A 22,209-nucleotide genomic window follows, 5' to 3' on the forward strand; every position below is an offset into this window, starting at 1 on the left:
TCTCCCTTTTATTAAACATAAAAAAGGGTTGTTTCTAAACAACCCACTTTATTTTTAGTCATCTCTTCTTTGAGCTATTAGTAACAATCTAAGTAATTGAAGTATTGAAACTAGTGCTGCTGCAACATATGTTAAAGCTGCTGCTGAAAGCACTTTTCTACTTTGTCTTACCTCACCCTCATCTATAATACCTAGATTTCCAAGTTGAACAATTGCTCTACTAGAAGCATTAAATTCTACAGGCAATGTTATTATTTGGAATAGTACTGAAGCTGAAAACAATAGTATTCCAATTTTTAGAAATGGTCCAGCCATAATAAATCCTAGAAATATTAAAAACCAAGAAATACTTGAAGCAAAGTTTACTACTGGCACCAAACTACTTCTTATTTGAAGAGGTGCATAACCTTTAGCATGTTGCATTGCATGACCACATTCATGTGCAGCTACTGCAACAGAAGTTATTGATGTTCCATAATATACATCTTCTGATAATCTTACAGTTTTTCTTCTTGGGTCATAGTGGTCACTTAAATGACCTCTAACCATTTCTATCCTTACATCATACAAACCATTTGAATCAAGTACTCTTCTTGCTGTCTGTTCTCCAGTATATCCTCTACGTGTATTTACTCTTAAATACTTGTTTGTTGTTGAGCTCACTTTAAATTGAGCATATGCAGTGAATAATATAGCTGGAATTAATATAATCATCGTTGGGTCAAATCCCCAAAAGCCGCCATATACAGGGTACATAAATAACACTCTCCTAAAATATATTTTTATTATACATCCTCTTTAATATTCACATAACTTAAAAACAGTTTAATTACAAGCTAATATCTCTTTTCCTGTTAAAAAACTTATAGCTTTTTCAATATCTACTATGTCTACATTAGTATTTATACAAGGTCCATTAGGTCTTTTATTAAATACTCCTAAAACAGGAATTTTTTTTATATCTTGTATTCCAGATGTTAAATCTCTCTCACATGCAACAGCTATAACAGCTTTAGGTTTATTGTCAATTATAATTTTTCTAGCTAGAGTCCCTCCTGTAGCTACAAATACTTTTACTTTAACACTTTTATTTAGCTCAGCTAATTCTCCTATATTGCATTTTCCACATTTTTTACAATTATCTATATCATTAGTAACTTTTAGTTTGCAACTATTCTCTTGAATACAATGAGGTATTAAAATTATTATATCCTCTGGATTAAAATTATATTTATTACTGTATATATATTCATTATTTAACTTTATATATATTCTTCTAATTTCACTTTTTGACATACCAAATGATGATGCAATAAAAGATATAATGGGAAATAATACACTAACAATTTTAAAATTTATTTTCATTATATTTGAGTTAACATTTTTTCCTTTAATTACTCTATACGTAACTATTGTTGAGCATAGTATTATAAGTATTAGTGATATTACTACAGCATTTATTCCTAAGGAGAATATTTGAGTCAAACTAATTATAAAAAAGTTTGCAACTCCCATTAAAATCCCTAATATTAAGACTAAGATACCAACACTTGTTAAATACTTTTTTATATCTGTCATACTTTTCACCTAACTCAATACTACACCAATTTCTATAGTATTTCCTTTTATATATTCTCCAACTAGCATTCTCTTTTTATTTGGCATCTGAATTTCTTCAATTAAAAGTACCTTATCTTTAGTACTTACTTTTATGCCATCTTTATTTACCTCAATTATTGTACCTGCTTCTTTGTTACTTTCTTCCTCTAATACTTTAGTTTTCCAGATTTTCATCGTTACACCATTATAAGTAGTATAAGCACTTGGCCATGGATTTACACCTCTAACTAGATTGTGTATTTCCTTAGCATTTTTTGAAAAGTCTATATTACCTAGTGATTTATTCATTATTGGTGCATAAGAAAATTCCTCATGATTTTGTACTTCTCTTGGAGCAGTTCCTGCTTCTATCAACTTTAATGTTTCTTTTAAAGTTTCTGCTCCTATATTCATCATTTTATCATGAAGTTCTCCTGCTGTTATATTTTCATCAAGATTTACTTCTGTCTTTAATATCATATCTCCAGTGTCTAACCCTTCATCCATATACATAGTTGTAACACCTGTTTTTTCTTCGCCATTGATTATTACCCAATTTATAGGCGCCGCACCTCTATATTTTGGAAGTAAAGAAACATGGACATTTATACATCCAAACTTAGGAATTTCTAATATTTCTTTTGGAAGTATTTGCCCAAAAGCTACAACTACCATTACATCTGGCTTTAAAGATTTCATTGTATCTATAAAATCTTTGTCTCTAGCTTTAATTGGTTGATATACAGGTATATTATTTTCAATTGCAAGTTCTTTTACTGGACTCATGCCAAGTTTTTTACCTCTTCCTTTTGGTTTATCTGGCTGAGTTACAACTCCTAGTATTTCATACTTTTCATCTATTATTTTTTGTAAACAAGGAACTGCTATATCAGGAGTTCCCATAAATACTATTTTCATCAAATCAACCCCTACTATTTTTCTATTTTATCAACAAACAATATTCCCTCTAGATGGTCTATTTCATGACAAAACGCTCTAGCTAAAAGTTCTTCCCCTTCTAGCTCTATTGTTTCTCCATTTCTATTTAAAGCTCTAACTTTTACATAGTTTGGTCTTTTAACCTCTCCAGATTCTCCAACAACACTTAAACAACCTTCATCATCTATTTGTTCTCCAGATGTTTCTATTATTTCTGGGTTTATAAGTTCTATAAGTTCTTCTCCAATATCAATTACTACAACTCTTTTTAAAATTCCAACTTGAGGTGCAGCTAGTCCAACACCATCTGCATCATACATAGTTTCTGCCATATCGTCTAACAATTGTATTATTTTTGCATCAATTTTTTCAACTTTTTTTGATTTCTTTCTTAGTACTGGTTCTCCTATTTGAACTATTTGTCTTAAAGCCATTACACTTCCTCCTAAATTTATAATACACTATTTGGATTAATATCTATAGATACATTAATATTCTTATTAAATATCAAATCTCGTTTTGTTATACATATATATTTTATTATACCCTTTAAGAGATTAATTTCAATATTTTCATCTTTAAAGAGTATTTGCCATCTATAATTTTGATTTATTTTTGATATTGAGCATGGATTGGGTCCTAATATAAACCCTAAGTCGTTTATACCCCTTTTTTCTAATAAATAAATCAAAGATGCATGCATATTTTTTATATTTTTTATAACTAATCTTTCATCTTCACCACTAACAACTACGCTTAACATGTTATTAAAAGGAGAATATCCAAATGCCTTTCTTATCTTTATCTCATCTTCATAAAAACCTTCATAATTATACTCTATGGCATGCTTAATAGCATAATGCTCAGTATCATATGTTTGAAGTACTACTTTGCCTTCTTTGTCTGCTCTTCCTGCCCTTCCAGAAACTTGAGTTATCAACTGAAAGGTTGTTTCAAAACTTTTAAAATCAGGAAAATTTAGTATCATGTCTGCTGACAAAATACCTACTAAAGTTACATTATCAAAATCCAATCCTTTACTTAACATCTGTGTTCCTATCAATACATCTGCTTCTTTATCTTTGAACTTATTTAGTATTTCCTCTAATGAACCCTTTTTTGATGTTGTATCTTTATCCATTCTCAAAGTTTTTATATTTGGAAAAATACATTTTAACTCTTCCTCAATTTTTTGAGTTCCTACTCCAAATGGCTTAACATAATTACTTCCACATTCTGGGCATTCTTTTGGAATTTCTCTTTCATATCCACAATAATGGCATCTTCCAATATTACTTTTTTTATGATATGTCAAAGATATATCGCAATTTTCACATTGAAACACATAGCCACACTTTCTACATGATACAAAATTTGCATAACCTCTTCTATTTAAAAATAGTATTACCTGACTATTTTCTTCAATCGCACAACTTATTTCTCTTTGAAGTTTTAAACTAAATATACTTCTATTACCTATATCTAATTCATCTTTCATATCTACAACTTCAATATTTGGAAGTGGTTTATTGTTTGCTCTATTTTTTATATTTATAAGTTTATATTCACCAGTTTTTGCTCTATAATACTCTTCAATTGAAGGTGTCGCTGAACCTAAAATAAGAGTTAGATTATTTTTTAATGTCATAAATCTAGCTACTTCTATAGCGTTAAACTTAGGATTTTTTTCAGACTTATATGATGACTCATGAAATTCATCAATTATTATCAATCCTAAAGAATTAAAAGGAGCAAATAGTGCTGACCTAGCACCAATTAAAACTCTTATCTTGCCAGCTTTAACAGCTTTATAAACGTCGTGTTTTTCTCCTTCAGATAGTTTACTGTGAAACACTCCAACTAAATCGCCAAACCTACTCTTTAATCTATCTATCGTTTGGGGAGTTAATGCTATCTCAGGAACCAAAAATATACTATCTAAACCTTGGCTTAATGCAAATTCTATTATTTCCATATAAACTTCAGTCTTTCCACTTCCAGTTATACCATGAATTAAATATGGCTTTTTATCATCTATAAACATACTTGAATTTATCTCATCAACCGCTTGTTGTTGCTCATTGTTTAATTTTATACTTTTTGATATAGATTTGTAAATACTTTTTGGCTCTCTATAATAATCTTTAAATTCTAAAGTTATTAACTCTTTCTTACTCAAAGAGTTTATACTCTGCTTTGAAGCATTTAATAAATCCAATAAATCATTTATCTCTACATTTTCATTATTTTTAAGAAAATTTAATATCTCTTTTTGCTTGCTTCCTATGCTTATTTTATTTTGTTCTATATAATCATCAATTTTATCATTTTCTAAACTCAAAGATACATAGCATACTTTCTTCTCATTTTTATGATTTTTGTATTCCCAACATAATTTTATAATTCCATTTTTATTCATTGTATATAGATAATTATTTAGATTCGCTATATATTTTAACTTATCAACCTTAATTTTTCCTTTACTACCAACTACTTTTTCTACTATCTCTCTATTTTTATCACTCAGCTTTGATATCTTTTCATATAATTCAGTCTCACTTAATCCATTTAGCTTTTCACCTAGTAAAACTACTTTGTAATTATTTAGTTTATATCCTTTTGGATATATCAAATTTATACACTCTATATAAGTACACAAATATCTATTTTTCATCCAGTAAACCAACTCTAAATCTTCTTCTCTAAATATTGGATTTTCATCTAATATATCTATGATTTCTTTAGTCTTTATTTTTTCATCTAAATTATTTGTAAGTTGAAATACAAAGGCTTCTGTTGGTTTATTACCTCTTCCAAATGGCACTAATATTCTATGCCCAACACTTATAACTTCCTCTAAAAATACAGGAATTTGATATGTAAATAAATTGTCTGTGTATATAGTATTGCTTCTAACTATTACCTTTGCATATTTTTTCATTGTAAAACTCCTACTTAAAATTAATCTACTGCTCATATTTTAACACATTTCATAACATATCAAAAAAATCTCAGCATATCTAAAAAGTTTCAAGTTATTACTAATATTAGATATATCTTAATAATTAACTATTAATCATATTTTATACTTTACAGCAAAATAAATGCTGAAAACCACAATTTAACTGACATTTGCGAGTTTTTACTCGCTAAAAGTAAATTGCAGCTTTCAGCCACTTTAGCTGTGATAAAATACACAAATATCATATTTAAAAAAGTTCTTATTTCTCAAGTAACACTTTAATCTTATTTAATATAACATTAGCTACTTCTTCCTTTTTCATTTTAGGGTACTCAGTAATATTTCCTTCTGTATCTATTATTTTTACAATATTAGTATCAGTTCTAAAGCCAGCTCCCTCTTTAGTTAAATCATTTGCCACAATAAAATCTAAATTTTTCTTTTCAATTTTTCCTTTGGCATGTTCTATTAAGTCATTAGTTTCAGCAGCAAATCCAACTAATATCCTATCTTCCTTTATTTTTCCTATTTCATAAGCAATGTCATAATTCCTACTTAATTCTATTGATAAATCATCATTATTCTTTTTAATTTTTTTGTCAGAATAAGTTTTTGGCTTATAATCTGCAACTGCTGCACTTTGAATTACTATTTTATTTTCTTTTAAATTTGATACTACTGCCTCATACAAATCTTGTGCTGATTCTATTTGTACAAATTTTTTAAGGTTTTGTGGAATAGAGAGATTTGTAGGACCTGATATTAATGTTACATCAGCACCTCTAGATATAGCCTCTTTAGCTATAGAATATCCCATTTTACCAGAAGACCTATTAGTTAAATATCTTACTGGGTCTATACTTTCTACAGTTGGTCCAGCTGTAACTATTATACTTTGACCTTTCAAATCTTGCTCTTTCGTAAGATTGGCTAAAACTGCCTCTACTATTAAATCTGGTTTAGCTAGTTTTCCTGCTCCAATATCTCCACATGCAAGTCTTCCACTTTCTGGTTCTATAAATTTATATCCAAATTCCTCTAAAGTTTTTATATTTTTTTGGACAATTGGATTTTCATACATATTAGTATTCATAGCTGGTGCTATTAAAACTTGTGCTTTTGTTGCCATAACAGTAGTTGTTAACATATCATCAGCTATACCATTTGCAATTTTTCCTATAACATTTGCACTTGCTGGTACTATTAGAAACAAATCTGCCTTTTTTGCTAATGATATATGTTCAACTTCCCAAGATTTTGGTTCTTCAAACATATCTTCTACTACATAATTTTGACTTAGTGATTGAAGTGTAAGTGGTCTAACAAATTCTGTTGCTGATTTTGTCATTATAACATGGATATTTGCATTTAATTTTTTTAATTTACTTACAACATCACAAGCCTTGTATGCAGCTATTCCGCCGCTTATGCCAATTACAACAGTCTTATTTTTTAGCATGACCTTACTCCTCTTCTGAAATTTGTTGATGTTGCTCAGCGTAGTGTCTAGCTTCTTCTATCTCTATTTCTTCTTCTGTCAATAATCTATATGTTATTTTTCCACTTGCAACTTCCTTAGTAGCTACACATACGGGTTTTTCCTTAGCTTTGTTTGGAACATATGGTTCGTCTCCATCAATTAACTTTCTTGCTCTCTTTGAAACAGTCCCTACTAAGTAATATCTGTTGTCTATTTTTTCTAGTACCTCATTGATAGATGGTTTTAACATAATTATAATTCCTCCTTAAATTTCTCTATTATAATATTTTTATATCTGCTAACTTTATTCTTTTCAGATGATATTATACCTTCTATTTCTTTAGCAGATGTTTTCACATCTTCATTAAATATAAAATAATCATAATCCTTAATCATTTTTATTTCTTCATATGCACAACTAAATCTCTTTTCTATTTCTTCTTCTGTCTCTGTACCTCTTCCAACAATTCTATTTTTTAACTCTTCAAGTGATGGAGGTAATACAAATATAAATACTCCTTCTGGACAAACCTCTTTTATTTGTTTTGCTCCTTGCATTTCAATTTCTAGTAGCACATCCTGTCCTTTTTCTAAACATTCCATTATTGCTGCTTTTGGAGTTCCATAAAAATTATCATAAATTTGAGCATACTCCAAAAACTCACCTTTTCCTATCATATCTTCAAACTTTTCTTTACTTATGAAGAAATAATTTACTCCATCAACTTCTCCTGCTCTTGGTTTTCTTGTAGTAGCTGATACAGAAAGTTTTATTGTATCATTCTCTCTAAGTAATTCTTTGCAAATAGTACCTTTTCCTGCACCTGATGGACCTGATACAACTAGCAATAATCCTTTTTTTGTAAACATTTAAATATTCCCCTTCTAATATTGTATTCTTACTCTATGTTTTGTATTTGTTCTCTTATTTTTTCTAACTCACTTTTCACTTCTACTACTAAATTAGTTATATTTATATCAGATGATTTTGAACCTATTGTATTAGTTTCTCTGTTCATCTCCTGTATTAAGAAATCAATTTTTCTACCTATAGAATCGTCTTTAAATATAGTTTTTTTAAGCTGACCAATATGACTTTTAAACCTAACTATCTCTTCTGTTATACTACTTTTATCTGCATATATTGCAACTTCTTGTGCTAACCTATTTTCATCTATTATACTTGGGTCTTCTAGCATTTCACTTATTCTTGAATTTAGTTTTTCTCTATAGTCTTCTACAACACTACTTGAATATTTTTCAATTTCTTCTATATGATTTTTTAATAAGTCACATCTCATGGTAATATCTTCAGCTAGTTTTTTACCTTCTTCACTTCTCATTTCTCTTAGTTTTATCATTGCATCTTCTACAGCTTGATTTAACATCGACCATAGTAAATCTTCATCTTCATCTTTTTCTTCTATTTTTATAATATCAGGAAATCTTGCAACATTCATAACACTAATATCATCTATAATATCAAATTTGTCTTTTATTTCCTTTAAGATATCTATATATTGAGATGCTAATCCTTCATCAAAATTTAAGTTTACATCTTCTTTGCCTAATAAGTCAAATTTTATGTATAAATCAACTCTTCCTCTTTTTACATAGTTTTTTACTAAATTTCTAACTTTATCCTCTAAAAATGAAATTTTTCTTGGAAGACGTATATTTATATCTGAATATTTATGATTTATTGTTTTACATTCTACTAAAAAATAATAGTTGTCGTCTTTGTATTCTCCTCTTCCAAAACCAGTCATACTTATAGCCATTACCTAAACCTCCAAAACACCTTCACATATTTTTACTGCTGGACCTGTCATATAAGAAAACTCTCCTATATCTATTCGTACTGTTCCACCTTGAGAAGTCACATTTACACTATTTTCTACCATATCAAGTAAATTACATACTATTGCTGATGCAGTCATACCTGTTCCACATCCTAAAGTATATCCACAACCTCTTTCCCAAGTATAGACATGTATATTATACTTATCTTCTACTTTTACAAAATTTACATTCGTCTTTTTCGGAAATATTTTATTATTTTCAATCTCTTTTCCATATTTACAAACTTCATCTACATTTAATTCATCCACTATAACCACAGTGTGAGGAACCCCCATCAACATAGATGTAATCTTAAACTCTTTATCTAAAACTTTTATATTTTCTTGTACAAAACGTTCTTCATCAGTTAACACAGGAACATCTTTAGCTAAAAAACTTCCTTTTCCCATATTAACTTTTATAGTATTTATTTCTCCATTTATAGTGTTTATTTTTATATTTTTTACACCATCTAGTGTATCTACTGTAAAGTTTTCTTTTTTAACTATGCCATTATCATAAACAAACTTACAAAAACATCTAAGTCCATTTCCACACATAGCTGCTCTTGAACCATCAGAATTATAATACACCATTTCTACATCTGCAATTTCTGAATTTTTTACAACTAGTAACCCATCCGCACCTACAGAAAATCTTCTATGGCATACTTTTTTTGCTAAAACAGTATAATTTGATGAATCTATTTGGTCAAATCTTCCATCTATTGCAATAAAATCATTGCCTATTCCATGTAGTTTCCAAAATTTCATAAGTATCGCTCCTTTGTAAATTAACACTTAAACTATTATAACATAAAAAAATTCCCATAAACTTATAATTTATGGGAAAAGTTTTGTAATGACAACTATAATTTGAGGATGTGAGGGAGAGTTGCCATTACAATTAGGGTAATTATATTATGTTTTTAAGCTAGTTCTTTCTATGTTTATATAATAATATTTCTATATGAATTTTATGTATAGTTTATTTAAACTGTATATGAATTTTTTAAATAAAATATTTAGCATCTTCTATTTAGTTTTTTGAACATACCTAATTAGCATACACCTATTAATTCTTTAAGTGTTTTTAAAACATAATCTAAATCTTCTCTAGTAATATCTACATGAGTTACAAATCTATACTCCCCATTTTCCATTTTATTGATTTTTATATTTCTTTCAAAAAACTCTTTTATTAAAACATCTTCTTTTATTACATCTTCACTCATTTTAAAGAATACCATACTCAGGTCTGGACTAGTGTTATTTACTTCAATTCCTTCAATTTTATCCAACTCACAAGCTAAATATTTTGCATTATCATGGTCCTCATTTAATCTCAGTGTCATTTTTTCAATGGCAATTATACCAGCTGCTGCAACTATACCAACTTGTCTCATGCCTCCACCCATAACTTTTTGCTTTCTTCTAGCTTTTGCTATAAATTCTTTACTTCCAGCAAGAATAGAACCCATTGGTGCAGCTAAACCTTTTGATACACAGAACATAACACTGTCACAACATTGTGCAATTTCTTTAGCTTCTACACCTAAAGTTAATGCTGCATTGAATAATCTTGCTCCATCTAAATGCACTGGTAAATTGTGTTTTTCAGCTATTTTTTTAATTTCTTTTAAATTGTCAAGGCTTACAACAGTTCCACCTGAATATGCATTTTCTACACATATAAGACCTGTTTGTGGTTCATGTATATCATCTCTCCTAATAGCCTTCTCAACAAGCTCAGGATTAAGAGCTCCACTTTCATCTTCATCTATAGTTCTAAGTTGAACTCCAGCTATTACAGCAGGTGCTCCAACTTCATGAGTCACAATATGATACCCTTTACCAATAATGATTTCTTGACCTCTTAGGCAGTGAGTAAACAAAGATAACTGATTTCCAAAAGTTCCACTTGGAAGGAAAATAGCATCTTCTTTTCCAACTTTAGCTGCTGCTAATTCTTCAAGTTTATTTACAGTAGGGTCATCTCTAAAGATTGAATCTCCAACAGGAGCCTTTGCCATGGCTTCTCTCATTTCATCAGTAGGCATAGTAACAGTATCACTTCTTAAATCAATAAATTTCATTTTTTCAACCTTCTTTCATATTCATATACTATACAGCTTTAATATTTATTTAGCTTTGTAAAGTTTATATACTTTTATAAGTTATTCTTTACACACTAATTATACTACATTTGTTTTATATTTAAGCAAATTTAAATTATTAATTTAAAAATATACTTCCTATTCTCTTGTGAGTATATCCTGTAAGTATAAATAATTATAAAATTTACACATTAATCCATGTTGTTTAAATTCCCCCTAGTCATAGAGCATATATTATGTGTATAATTAATTTACTGACTTATTTTGGTCAAAGAAAGGGGTGCTATACATGGCATTAGATGGATTAGTTATACATTCAATAGTAGATGAATTATCATCAAAGCTTACAGGTGGAAAAATAGATAAGATTCATCAACCTGAAGATGATGAAGTAATTTTTAATATAAGAAACAACAAAGAAAATTTTAGATTGGTTTTAAGTGCAAGTGCTTCAAATCCTAGGGTTTATTTAACAAGCAATTATAAAAAAGAAAATCCGCTAAAGGCGCCTATGTTTTGTATGTTGCTTCGAAAATATATACAAGGTGGAAATATTATAGAAATTTCTCAAATTGGTTTTGAAAGAATAATAAAAATCAGTGTTGAATCTTTAGATGAATTAAAAGAAAAGACAATCAAAAATATTATAATTGAAATTATGGGAAGACATAGTAATATAATAGTAACTCATAATGAAGATGATAAAATTATAGATTCTATAAAAAGAGTGCCTTTTAGTATAAGTAGAGTTCGTCAGGTTTTACCTGGACATAGTTACTCATTGCCACCAAAGCAAGATAAACTTAACCCTCTTGATAATATATCTAAAGATTCTTTTATTAACAATCTAAATGAATTTGATGGACCTATTTTTAAGTCTATATATTCTAAATTTTTAGGTATAAGCCCTACTATCGCCAAAGAAATTTGTTATAGAGCAGATGTAAATCAAAACGCTATTAGCAAAGATATATCTAGTCAACAGTTTGATTCTTTATACAAAGAATTTTGTAGTTTATTTAATGATATAAATTCTAATAAGTTTTCACCTTGTATTGTTATAGATAAAAAATTAGATAAAGTCGTTGATTTCAGTTGTGTCAATCTTACATTGTTTAATGATTTATCATATATCAATAAAGAAAGCATCTCTAATATACTAGAGGATTTCTACAGAACTAAAGATATTAAAGATAGAATCAATCAACGTTCATCTGACTTAAAGAAAAGCATATCTGTTAAACTGGATAGACTTTATAACAAACTTAGAAAACAAGAAGAAGAATTATTAGAGTCTGAAAATGCAGATATTTATAAAGTAAAGGGTGAACTAATTACATCTTATATATATATGGTAGAAAAAGGGATGGAAAGTGTTGATGTTGCCAACTTCTATGATGAAGAGTGTAAAAATGTAACAATAGAATTAAATAAAAATTTGACTCCATCTGAAAACGCTCAAAAATATTTTAAAAAGTATACTAAAATGAAACATGCCAAAGTTGAAATATCTCACCAAATTTCATTAAACAAAGAAGAAATAGATTACTTAGAAAACATAATTTTGAGTATTGAAAACTGTGAAAATTTGGCTGAATTACAAGATATAAAAGAAGAACTTGGTAAAGTTGGATATATCAAAGCCCAAAAGAAAAGTAGTAAAAAAGACACTATTCCTTCTACAAAACCTCATGAATTTATTTCTTCTGATGGATTTAAAATCTTGGTTGGAAAAAACAACAAACAAAATGATTATCTTACATTAAGGCTTGCTGATAATGATGACTTATGGATGCATACAAAAAATATTCCAGGTTCTCACGTAATAATAAAATGTGCTGGTAAAGAAATTACTGATAATACTATATTTGAAGGAGCTATGTTAGCTGCATTTTTTAGCAAATCAAAGATTTCTTCTCAAGTACCTGTGGACTACACAAAGAAAAAAAATGTAAAGAAACCTAGTGGTTCTAAACCTGGCATGGTTATCTATGAAACTAATAGTACTATTTATGTTACTCCTGAAGAAGAAATGGTAGCTAAGCTTAAAATTAAATCCGAATAAAATATATCTCATAGATATAAAAATTTCTGACTGGTAAATAATAATATATTTATCATATTAACTAAAAGTAGTGGCATTCTTATTGTATAAGAATGCCACTTTTAAATTTGTTTATTTTTAGTTTTTTAATAATCAATACTTATATTTAAATTGATTAATTTCTATTTTTATAAAAAAACAACGATTAGTTTAATTTTGAACATTATTTTTTATACGTCTAATTTTTTCTAATAGCTCATTATATTCTAATTCATAACACTCTTTTTTTGCATTATCTTTTTCTATTGACAGCATAGATATAATGTTTGTAAGTCTATTTTCTAATACTAAAAGATTTTCTTGTTTAACTTTACTTTCTCTACTAGAAGTTTTTTTATTTCTACTAATGATATAATCACTATAGTTACAATCAAACTCCTTTATATTCTTATCTTTTATTTCTAAAAAATAGTCACAAATATGAGATATAAATACTCTATCATGAGATACTATAAGCATAGTTTTATCAGTATTTATCAATGCTTTTTCCAATGCTTCCATAGATTTTATATCCAAGTAATTAGTTGGCTCATCAAGAACTAAAAAATTATTATCTTCTAGTATTATTTTGCATAAAGCTATCTTTACTTTTTCACCCCCACTAAGAACTTTAACTTTTTTATAAACAGTATCACCTTTAAATCCAAATAAATTTAAATTTATTCTTATAAAAGACTCAGCAAATGAACTATTTGCTTTGATATTGTACAAAATACTCTTTTCCTCATCTAACAAATCTTGATTTTGGTCAAAATAACCTATCTTTACTTTGTTATTTATCCTTATACAATCATTTTTATTACTAAGTATTTCTTTTATCAGAGTACTTTTTCCACATCCATTATCGCCTAATAAAGCTATTTTCTTACCTCTTTTTACCTTGAAAGAAATATTATCTAGTAAAAGCTTTTTTCCCACATTTAAACTTAAATCCTTTAATTCCACTAAGTTTTTGCTGATTATTTCCATACCATCCTGTATTTTAATATTCATATTTGTACAAACTTTAGGCTTATCCTTTACTTCCAATTTCTCAATTCTACTTTTTAATGCTTTTACACTTGAATCTATTTTTTTCTTATTTGTTTGACCACCCATTTTATGGAGTCTAGCTTCTGAATTCCCCATTCGTTTTGGAGTCTTCCTTATACCATCACTTAAAGCTTTTTTGCCTAAAAGAGCTTTCTCCAATCTTTTTTTTTCATTTATATATTCATGATATTCAAAGTCAGATCTTTTTGTATCCGCATCCTTTTGTTCTAAATAATCAGTGTAATTACCTTTATAAACTTTTAATTTGCCACCTTCCAATTCCAATATAGTTGTACATAATTCATCTAAAAAACGTCTGTCATGAGATATTAATAATAATGCTCCTTTATGTCTCTTAAACATATTTTCCAAAATATCTATACTCTTTTTATCTAAATTTGAAGTTGGTTCATCTGCTATTATTATATTTTTCTTATTATTCAGTGCATCTGCTATCTTTAGCTTAACTTTTTCTCCTCCAGATAAATAATCTTCAAATTTATCTGGCGCATTTAATAGACTTTTTTCTTTACTATCATTACATTTTTCAATATTATTTTCACTCTGACTTATATATGAATAGCTATCTGTAAGATAAACACAACCTTCATCAATTTCTATTTCACCCAATATTGCTTTTAATAAAGTTGTTTTTCCCTGACCATTTGAACCCACTAAACCTATTCTCTCATTCTCTAATATTTCAAGTTTATCTATATCCAAAATTAATTTATCAGCATAATATTTTTTTAAATTTTCTACTTTTATTAACATCATAAAAAAATCCCTCCCTGGTATACTTAAATATAAGGAGAGATTTACATAAATAGGCACAATAACTAAACGTATAGACTATAATCTACTCTCCTTAATTTAAGCATTATAAATAAAGCCACCAATATAGGCTTTTCAAAATTTACAATACTTTAAATTATAAAAAATAGATTATATTCTCATCTTCCCAGTTACCTTACCCTTTCTTTTATTTATTTTTAATCATTATATCAACATTGATTGCCAATGTCTATAAAAAATTGATTATTTAAAATAATATATACTTAATTAATTATTATTTTTCAACTTTAAAATCTTGATTATTCAATATTCTATTTAGTACAATACCTACAATCGCAGCCAAACTAAGACCAGTTATCTTTACAGTACTTGTTATAGGAATTCCTATAGAAATCCCTTTATTAGATAAGTAAGTTGTTCCAAGACCTATCAATAATATAACTGCTATTATCAATATATTTACTTTACTTTCTACACAAGAACTATCTTTTATAGTTTTTAATCCAACATAAGTTATCATTGAAAATAACATTATACTGATTCCACCCATAACTGAACCTGGTATACTTTGAAGAAATCCTCCAAACTTCCCTACACATGCAAGCAATATAGCAAATACTGCTGTACGTCTAAGTATTGAAGGGTCATAGTTTTTAGTTATCGCCAGTACTGCTGTGTTTTCCCCATAAGTAGTGTTAGCTGGTCCACCTAAGCATCCTGCTACTATAGTTGCAAATCCATCACCAAGTAATGTTCTGTTTAATCCTGGATTCTCTATAAAGTTTTTTCCTACAACAGCACCATTAGTAGTCATATCTCCTATATGCTCCATAAATACAGCTAAAACAACTGGAGATATAATCACAATTGCTCCTAAGCTAAATTTAGGAATTGTAAAGTCAGGTATAGCAAGTAAACTTGCTTCTGTAATTGTAGTTATATCTACTAATCCTAGTACCAAACATATTATATATCCAGAAAAAACAGCTATTAATATACCTAATTGTTTTATAAATCCTCTACCAAACTTATTAGTCAAAATTGCTATTGCTAAAGTCAAAAAAGCTATTATAAAATTAGCTGAAGCCATATTAAAAGCCGTTGGTAATAAATTCAAACCTATAACTGCTATCATAGCTCCTGTAACTTGTGCTGGAAAATATAACTTAATTTTATCAACCCCAACTAATTTTACTATAATTGACATTATAATATAAATTAATCCTGCTACTATTATACCACCCTGAGCATATGCCAAATCTCCTCCATAAGCTTCTTTAGCTGCTAGTATAACAGGAATAAAAGCAAAACTTGAACCTAAAAATGCAGGTACTTTTCCTTCTGTACAAAAATGAAATATCAATGTACCAACACCAGCGCAAAAAATTGCAACTGATGGATTAAAGCCTGTTAAAATGGGAACTAATACTGTCGCTCCAAACATGGCCAATAAATGTTGTAAAGACATTATCGTTTTTTTCATAAAAACCTCCAAAAATTATTATATATGAATAAATCCTTTGTTCAATTAATATCTTTTAATTAATTATAATTCCCTAGATTCTATTTTTTAATCTCTATATACTTACTGTACAAACTATCATTTTTTTACATTTTACGACATTGAAAACCAAAATAAAGGAGAATAGAGACTACATTAATATACACATTAATAAACTTGTATTATTTATTTTGTGCAATATATGTAAGCTTTATCCTCCTCCATGACTATACAATGCTGAGCTTTTATATAATATTAAAAAACCACTATTCTTTGATTGTAACTGAATCTTCTCCATCAATTTCTAATAAACTAACAGATATAATTTCATGTCTTGAAGTAGGGACATTTTTTCCTACATAATCTGCTCTTATAGGCAATTCTCTATGTCCTCTGTCCACTAATACTGCTAATTGTATTGATTTAGGTCTTCCTATATCAATAATAGCATCAAGTGCTGCTCTTACAGTTCTTCCTGTATATAACACATCATCAACTAAAACTACTGTTTTATCATCTACATTAAAATCTAGATATGTTCCTTTGACTACTGGTTCAACATTAATTTTTTCTAAGTCATCTCTATAAAGTGTTATATCAATATCACCAGTATCTACTTTTGTTCCTTCTATTTGTTCTATTTTTTTAGATATTCTATTTGCGATTGGTACACCTCTAGTCTTTATTCCAACTAAGACTAGGTTTTCTACACCTTTATTTCTTTCAATTATCTCATGACTTATCCTAGTAATTGCTCTTGCTATAGCCTTTTCATCCATTAATTGAGCTTTTTCTACCATATCATAACTATTGTCAAAAAAATATATTCTCTTTTATTTTGACAAATCTACTCCTCTCTCTTAAATTTTTATAGAACCACTTTATTAAAATTTTCAATTTAAACAACAAAAAACTTCTCATCACAAGACAAGAAGCTTTTATATAAAAAAATATATAGTCTAATTCAGCAATTGTCTTACGATATCTCTGTATCGTTTAAAGATAATTTTTATACTCCATTAACTCAAATTATATATTTATATTTCAAATTTTTCAAGCTTTTTTAATCAAAATACTTTAATATAAAATATTTTAGCTAAACTTCACTAATTTTATCACTTGTATAAATCTAATTAGATGATTTATAATATCATACAAACTTTTATTTAATTTTTCTAAGAACTTCCTTAAAGTATTCTGGTAATTCTGAATCAAATTCAATATATTCCTTAGTGGTAGGATGTATAAATCCCAATTTCTTAGCATGTAAAGTTTGTCCCTTTAGTTTAAACTTATTTTCTTTAGGTCCATATACACTATCACCTAAAAGCGGATGATTTATAGATGAGGCATGAACTCTTATTTGATGAGTTCTACCAGTTTCAAGTCTAGCTCTCATATGAGTAAATTTATCAAATCTTTCTACCACTTCAAAATGAGTTACTGCATTTCTTCCATCTTTTACTACAGCCATTTTTAATCTATCCTTAGGATTTCTTCCTATTGGTTTGTCTACAGTTATTTTATCTTCTTTAACTACACCATAACATATAAATTCATACTCCCTAGTTATAGAATGCTCTTTTAATTGTTCTGCTAAAAAATTATGTGCATAATTATTTTTAGCTACCATAAGAAGACCAGAAGTATCTTTGTCTATTCTATGAACTATACCAGGTCTAATAACACCATTTATTGATGATAACTTATCTTTACAATGATACAAAATTCCATTTACCAATGTATTTTCATAATTTCCAGGAGCAGGGTGAACAACCATATCCTGAGACTTGTTAATTATTAAAATATCATCATCTTCAAATACAATATCTATTGGTATATTTTGAGCTACAACCTCTAGAACTTTAGGTTCTGGTATTTCTATAATAATCTTATCTTCTTCTTTAACTAAATATTTTGCTTTTTCTACTTTATTATTAACTTTTACTTTACCATCTTTTATAATTTTTTGTATGTAGCTTCTTGACATATCTCCTAATTGTTCTGCTAGATAAACATCAAGTCTAACCTCTTCTTCTTCTTCAAGCACTAAAAACTCTCTTACATTCTCCATCAAATCACCTACTTTTACTTTCAAAAAATAAAACATATATACATAAAAATACAGTTCCTACAACTACAAATACATCAGCTACATTAAATACATACTCCCATATAATCCTAAAGTCAAAATAATCTACTACAAACCCTAATCTAACTCTATCAATTAGATTTCCTAATGCACCAGATATTATTAATATGATTCCCAACTTTCCAGATGTATGTACTTTTCTTGTATTGAGATAATATAACCCAAATACTGTTGCAATTAGTGCAACTATTATAAATATCCATTGATTATTTTGTAATAGTCCAAATGCTGCACCTCTATTTTCAACATAAGTTAGATGAAATACATTCTTTATTATTGGTATTGTAGATACATTCACCAAATTATTTAACACCCATAGTTTAGACAATTGGTCTAATCCTATAAGCAGAATTATTATTAACACATATAACAATGATTTTTCCCCCTATAAATTATTTAAAAATCAATTTTGATTGAAATTCACTATTACCATTATACAAAAAAAATACTATAAAGAGCAACTCTGTTAAAATTGAATTTTTTAGTAAAACTAATCAAAAATAATATTAACCCTTCTATATTATAAATTGCTACAAATTTAAAATTACATTATTATGTATAAAAAATTTCAAAATACTCTATTATTCAATACTTTTTGTGTATTTTATAGCTTAAAGATTAATGATGCTTGTATTTTAGATTTACAAGCATCATTAGTCTTTAAACAAATATCTTTTATTTTTGTACTTGTTGATTTTTATCTAAATGTTGTATAAGTTCAGATACTGTTACAAATTTATACCCTTTTTCTTTTAACTTGGGAATTACTACTTCCAAAGCCTGTATAGTCTGTGATTTATTGTTTCTTTTATTATTATAATCATGTAGAAGTATTATATTTCCATTTTGTACTTTTGTAAGAATAGTATTAATAATACTATCAACGCCAGGATTTGACCAATCTCTAGGGTCCAAGTTTGACCAAAGAATTATATTCATACCTTTAGAAACTATAATATCACATACACTTTTGCTCATAGCTCTATATGGAGGTCTAAATATTTTGGGCTCTACTCCAATTACACTCTTTACAGCATTTTGTGTATCTGTTATTTCTTTTTCTACTTTATTATAACTATTTTTTTCAACATTTATATGTGTAAATGTATGATTACCTATCTCATGCCCTTCCTCATACTGTCTTTTTAGTAATTCCTTGTTATATGCAACTTTTTCTCCAACCACAAAAAAAGTTGCTTTTACATTATTTTTCTTTAGTATATCAAGTACTTGTGGTGTAAAGTCTTCATCTGGCCCATCATCAAAAGTCAATGCTAAAATTTTTTCGTCCTCATTTCCTTGCTTGATTATTACATCTTCATAATCGTTCTTTATATTGTCATTTAGACTATAAGCTTCTTTTACGCTATTTTGATTATGTGTATTATGACTATATGTATATACGCCTACTATTGATAATACACATATACATATACCCCACATTACTTTTTTCATGTCATTACCTCTTTTCTTAATTCGTTCTAACAATATATGATGTCAATTTTTTAATCTCTTAATGTTCCGTTTTTGTTTAAATCAGTTAAATTTGTTAGGTCTGTTGAATAAAAATTAGAATCCTCCACTTCAGGAGTTTCACTTGCGTGTCCTAATAAATCCTCTTCTTTTTTTGCACACTCATTGCATAAATTTGTATCAGGTAGTATATCCAATCTTTCTAAATCTATTTTATTATGACATAAATCACAAAGTCCGTATGTCCCATTTTCTATTTTAGATAATGCCATATCTATTTGATACAATCTACCTTCTTCATGATTTATTAAACTATTTTGCATATTTTGCATATATAAATCTGTTCCCATATCTCCTATATGATTATCATAACTAGATAACTCTCCTGATGAATACTTTTCACTGGTATGTTTATTTGTATCTCCAAATAAAGTATTGTCTTTCATATCTCCCACTAAATTAGTCAAATTTGCTCTTTCTTTCAATAATTTATCTTTGTATTTTTTAGTATCCATTTTTAACACCTCTAATTTTAATATTTATATCATAAAAATAGTATGTGGAAAACTAAATTAAAAATACAATAAAAAGTAAGATTTGATTTTTTCAAAAAAAAATTGTAGGCAAATTTTAAATTCACCTACAAATTTTTAAAACACATTTAAATGTTATATTTTTATTTTTTATAATAATTATATTAACTTGCTAATTTATGAGTATTTTGTTCTTTTATATCTTTAGCTTTTTTAAAGAATAAAATACCAAGAATTATTGCAACAGCAACACCTATTCCATTAGATATATTTACTGGTAGTCTAAAACCTTCTTTTGCCTGCATTATATAACTAAATGTTACTACAGTCATAAAAAGCGCTGGCAATGTAGTTATGTAGTGGTTTTTATTTGCTTTAACCAAATATGCAGAACCAGTCCATAACATTATCATAGCAAGTGTTTGATTTGCCCAAGAGAAGTATCTCCAAATTATATTAAAATCTATAAATGTAAGAGCAACACCTACTGCAAATAGTGGTAAAGCTATTAAAAATCTATTTTTAACTGCATCTTGATTGTAGTTCATTGCATCAGCTATTGTTAATCTAGCACTTCTAAATGCTGTATCACCTGAAGTTATAGGACATGCTACAACACCAAGTATAGCCAAAGCTCCTCCAATAGGCCCCATCAATCCAACAGATACTGTATTAACAACAGTAGCTGCTCCACCATCATTAAATATTACATTAAGTTGAGGTATACCATGGAAGTATGACATAGCTGCTGCTGCCCAAACTAAAGCTATTATTCCTTCTGCAACCATTGAACCATAAAATACTGGTCTTGCTTCACTTTCTCTTTCAACACATCTTGCCATAAGTGGTGATTGTGTTGCATGAAAACCTGATATTGCCCCACATGCTATTGTTATAAATAAATATGGGAATAGGGGTGTTCCATTTGGATTCATATTTTGTAAATTTATATTTGGTATGTTATATCCCTTTATTATTAATCCTCCTGCTACACCTACTGCCATAATTAATAAAGCTGCTCCAAATAAAGGATATATTTTTCCAATTAACTTATCTATTGGCAAAACAGTAGCCATTATATAATAAAGAATTATTACTCCAACCCATATTTGTGTATTTACTCCTGTTAATGTTTTTAGTAATCCTGCTGGACCTGTTATAAAAACAACTCCAACCAATACCAAAAGAATAACGCTAAATATTCTCATTGCTATTTTTGCACTATTGCCTAAGTAAAGACCTACTAACTCTGATGCAGATGTACCTTTATTCTTCATAGATAAATATCCAGAAGCAAAGTCATGTACACCACCTGCAAAAATTGTCCCAAATACTATCCATAAAAATGCTGATGGCCCAAATAATGCACCTTGTATAGCACCAAATATAGGACCTAAACCTGCGATATTTAAGAATTGAATTAAGAAAATTCTTTTCCATTTCATTGGAACATAATCTACACCATCTCTACAAGCTATAGCTGGAGTTTGATTTTTATCATTAATTCCAAAAACCTTTTCTACAAAAGTACCATAAATAAAATAACCTACTATAAGTACCACCATTGAACCTAAAAAACTTACCATAAATTCATCCCCTTAGTTTTTTTATAATTGCTTTATAAATTTTTATAAGTTTAAGAAAACTATTTCCAGTTCAAATAGTAATACTTTTTTGTACT

Annotated in this window: 20 protein-coding genes; 1 reads left to right on the forward strand and 19 read right to left on the reverse strand. The window is 28.0% G+C overall.

What is annotated here, in order from left to right:
• Positions 1 to 54: 54 nt before the first annotated feature.
• The 11 genes from IC218_RS08415 to ltaE all read right to left on the reverse strand — a co-directional run bounded on the left by IC218_RS08415 (position 55) and on the right by ltaE (position 10,917).
• Positions 55 to 756, reverse strand: a complete 702-nt coding sequence (locus IC218_RS08415; RefSeq protein WP_227432477.1) for a zinc metallopeptidase — start codon at positions 754 to 756, stop codon at positions 55 to 57.
• 69 nt (positions 757 to 825) lie between these two features.
• Positions 826 to 1,578 carry a DUF116 domain-containing protein gene (locus tag IC218_RS08420; RefSeq protein ID WP_227432476.1) on the reverse strand — a complete coding sequence of 251 codons (753 nt, stop codon included), beginning with the start codon at positions 1,576 to 1,578 and terminating at the stop codon, positions 826 to 828.
• Positions 1,579 to 1,587: 9 nt separating this feature from the next.
• On the reverse strand, positions 1,588 to 2,517 hold the full coding sequence (fmt, locus tag IC218_RS08425) for a methionyl-tRNA formyltransferase (RefSeq protein ID WP_227432475.1): 930 nt from the start codon (positions 2,515 to 2,517) through the stop codon (positions 1,588 to 1,590).
• A 14-nt stretch (positions 2,518 to 2,531) separates the two neighbouring features.
• On the reverse strand, positions 2,532 to 2,972 hold the full coding sequence (gene def / locus IC218_RS08430; RefSeq protein WP_227432474.1) for a peptide deformylase: 441 nt from the start codon (positions 2,970 to 2,972) through the stop codon (positions 2,532 to 2,534).
• A 17-nt stretch (positions 2,973 to 2,989) separates the two neighbouring features.
• On the reverse strand, positions 2,990 to 5,479 hold the full coding sequence (gene priA / locus IC218_RS08435) for a primosomal protein N' (protein WP_227482878.1): 2,490 nt from the start codon (positions 5,477 to 5,479) through the stop codon (positions 2,990 to 2,992).
• Positions 5,480 to 5,759: 280 nt separating this feature from the next.
• Positions 5,760 to 6,959 carry a bifunctional phosphopantothenoylcysteine decarboxylase/phosphopantothenate--cysteine ligase CoaBC gene (gene coaBC / locus IC218_RS08440; protein ID WP_227824206.1) on the reverse strand — a complete coding sequence of 400 codons (1,200 nt, stop codon included), beginning with the start codon at positions 6,957 to 6,959 and terminating at the stop codon, positions 5,760 to 5,762.
• A 4-nt stretch (positions 6,960 to 6,963) separates the two neighbouring features.
• Positions 6,964 to 7,230, reverse strand: coding sequence for a DNA-directed RNA polymerase subunit omega (gene rpoZ, locus IC218_RS08445; protein ID WP_227432471.1), 267 nt, complete (start codon positions 7,228 to 7,230; stop codon positions 6,964 to 6,966).
• Between the two features lie 2 nt (positions 7,231 to 7,232).
• A complete protein-coding gene (gmk, locus tag IC218_RS08450; RefSeq protein ID WP_227432470.1) occupies positions 7,233 to 7,850 on the reverse strand; it encodes a guanylate kinase in 618 nt (205 codons plus the stop codon).
• Between the two features lie 29 nt (positions 7,851 to 7,879).
• Positions 7,880 to 8,761, reverse strand: coding sequence for a YicC/YloC family endoribonuclease (locus tag IC218_RS08455; RefSeq protein ID WP_227482880.1), 882 nt, complete (start codon positions 8,759 to 8,761; stop codon positions 7,880 to 7,882).
• A 3-nt stretch (positions 8,762 to 8,764) separates the two neighbouring features.
• Positions 8,765 to 9,595, reverse strand: a complete 831-nt coding sequence (gene dapF, locus IC218_RS08460; RefSeq protein ID WP_227482881.1) for a diaminopimelate epimerase — start codon at positions 9,593 to 9,595, stop codon at positions 8,765 to 8,767.
• A gap of 287 nt (positions 9,596 to 9,882) precedes the next feature.
• Positions 9,883 to 10,917 carry a low-specificity L-threonine aldolase gene (gene ltaE, locus IC218_RS08465; RefSeq protein ID WP_227824207.1) on the reverse strand — a complete coding sequence of 345 codons (1,035 nt, stop codon included), beginning with the start codon at positions 10,915 to 10,917 and terminating at the stop codon, positions 9,883 to 9,885.
• A 310-nt stretch (positions 10,918 to 11,227) separates the two neighbouring features.
• On the opposite strand from ltaE, the gene IC218_RS08470 reads away from it, so the two are divergent.
• Positions 11,228 to 13,003 (forward strand): NFACT family protein, encoded by a 1,776-nt coding sequence (locus tag IC218_RS08470; RefSeq protein ID WP_227432466.1) that lies wholly within the window; start codon positions 11,228 to 11,230, stop codon positions 13,001 to 13,003.
• 189 nt (positions 13,004 to 13,192) lie between these two features.
• Here the strand turns inward: IC218_RS08470 and cplR are convergent, their stop codons facing one another.
• The 8 genes from cplR to IC218_RS08510 all read right to left on the reverse strand — a co-directional run bounded on the left by cplR (position 13,193) and on the right by IC218_RS08510 (position 22,114).
• Positions 13,193 to 14,851 carry an ABC-F type ribosomal protection protein CplR gene (cplR, locus tag IC218_RS08475; protein ID WP_227824208.1) on the reverse strand — a complete coding sequence of 553 codons (1,659 nt, stop codon included), beginning with the start codon at positions 14,849 to 14,851 and terminating at the stop codon, positions 13,193 to 13,195.
• A gap of 292 nt (positions 14,852 to 15,143) precedes the next feature.
• Positions 15,144 to 16,352, reverse strand: coding sequence for a uracil-xanthine permease family protein (locus IC218_RS08480; RefSeq protein ID WP_227432465.1), 1,209 nt, complete (start codon positions 16,350 to 16,352; stop codon positions 15,144 to 15,146).
• A 284-nt stretch (positions 16,353 to 16,636) separates the two neighbouring features.
• On the reverse strand, positions 16,637 to 17,170 hold the full coding sequence (gene pyrR, locus IC218_RS08485) for a bifunctional pyr operon transcriptional regulator/uracil phosphoribosyltransferase PyrR (protein WP_227432464.1): 534 nt from the start codon (positions 17,168 to 17,170) through the stop codon (positions 16,637 to 16,639).
• A gap of 362 nt (positions 17,171 to 17,532) precedes the next feature.
• Positions 17,533 to 18,480, reverse strand: coding sequence for an RluA family pseudouridine synthase (locus IC218_RS08490; protein WP_227862632.1), 948 nt, complete (start codon positions 18,478 to 18,480; stop codon positions 17,533 to 17,535).
• Positions 18,449 to 18,895: a signal peptidase II gene (gene lspA / locus IC218_RS08495; protein WP_227432462.1), complete on the reverse strand. Its 447-nt coding sequence runs from the start codon at positions 18,893 to 18,895 to the stop codon at positions 18,449 to 18,451. The genes IC218_RS08490 and lspA overlap by 32 nt, the downstream gene beginning before the upstream one ends.
• Before the next feature lie 302 nt (positions 18,896 to 19,197).
• A complete protein-coding gene (locus IC218_RS08500; protein ID WP_227432461.1) occupies positions 19,198 to 19,977 on the reverse strand; it encodes a polysaccharide deacetylase family protein in 780 nt (259 codons plus the stop codon).
• 50 nt (positions 19,978 to 20,027) lie between these two features.
• A complete protein-coding gene (locus tag IC218_RS08505) occupies positions 20,028 to 20,510 on the reverse strand; it encodes a TraR/DksA C4-type zinc finger protein (protein ID WP_227432460.1) in 483 nt (160 codons plus the stop codon).
• Between the two features lie 182 nt (positions 20,511 to 20,692).
• Positions 20,693 to 22,114: a carbon starvation protein A gene (locus IC218_RS08510; RefSeq protein ID WP_227432459.1), complete on the reverse strand. Its 1,422-nt coding sequence runs from the start codon at positions 22,112 to 22,114 to the stop codon at positions 20,693 to 20,695.
• Positions 22,115 to 22,209: the final 95 nt, after the last annotated feature.

Source organism: Clostridioides sp. ES-S-0005-03 (genome assembly GCF_020658455.1).
Taxonomy (GTDB): domain Bacteria; phylum Bacillota; class Clostridia; order Peptostreptococcales; family Peptostreptococcaceae; genus Clostridioides.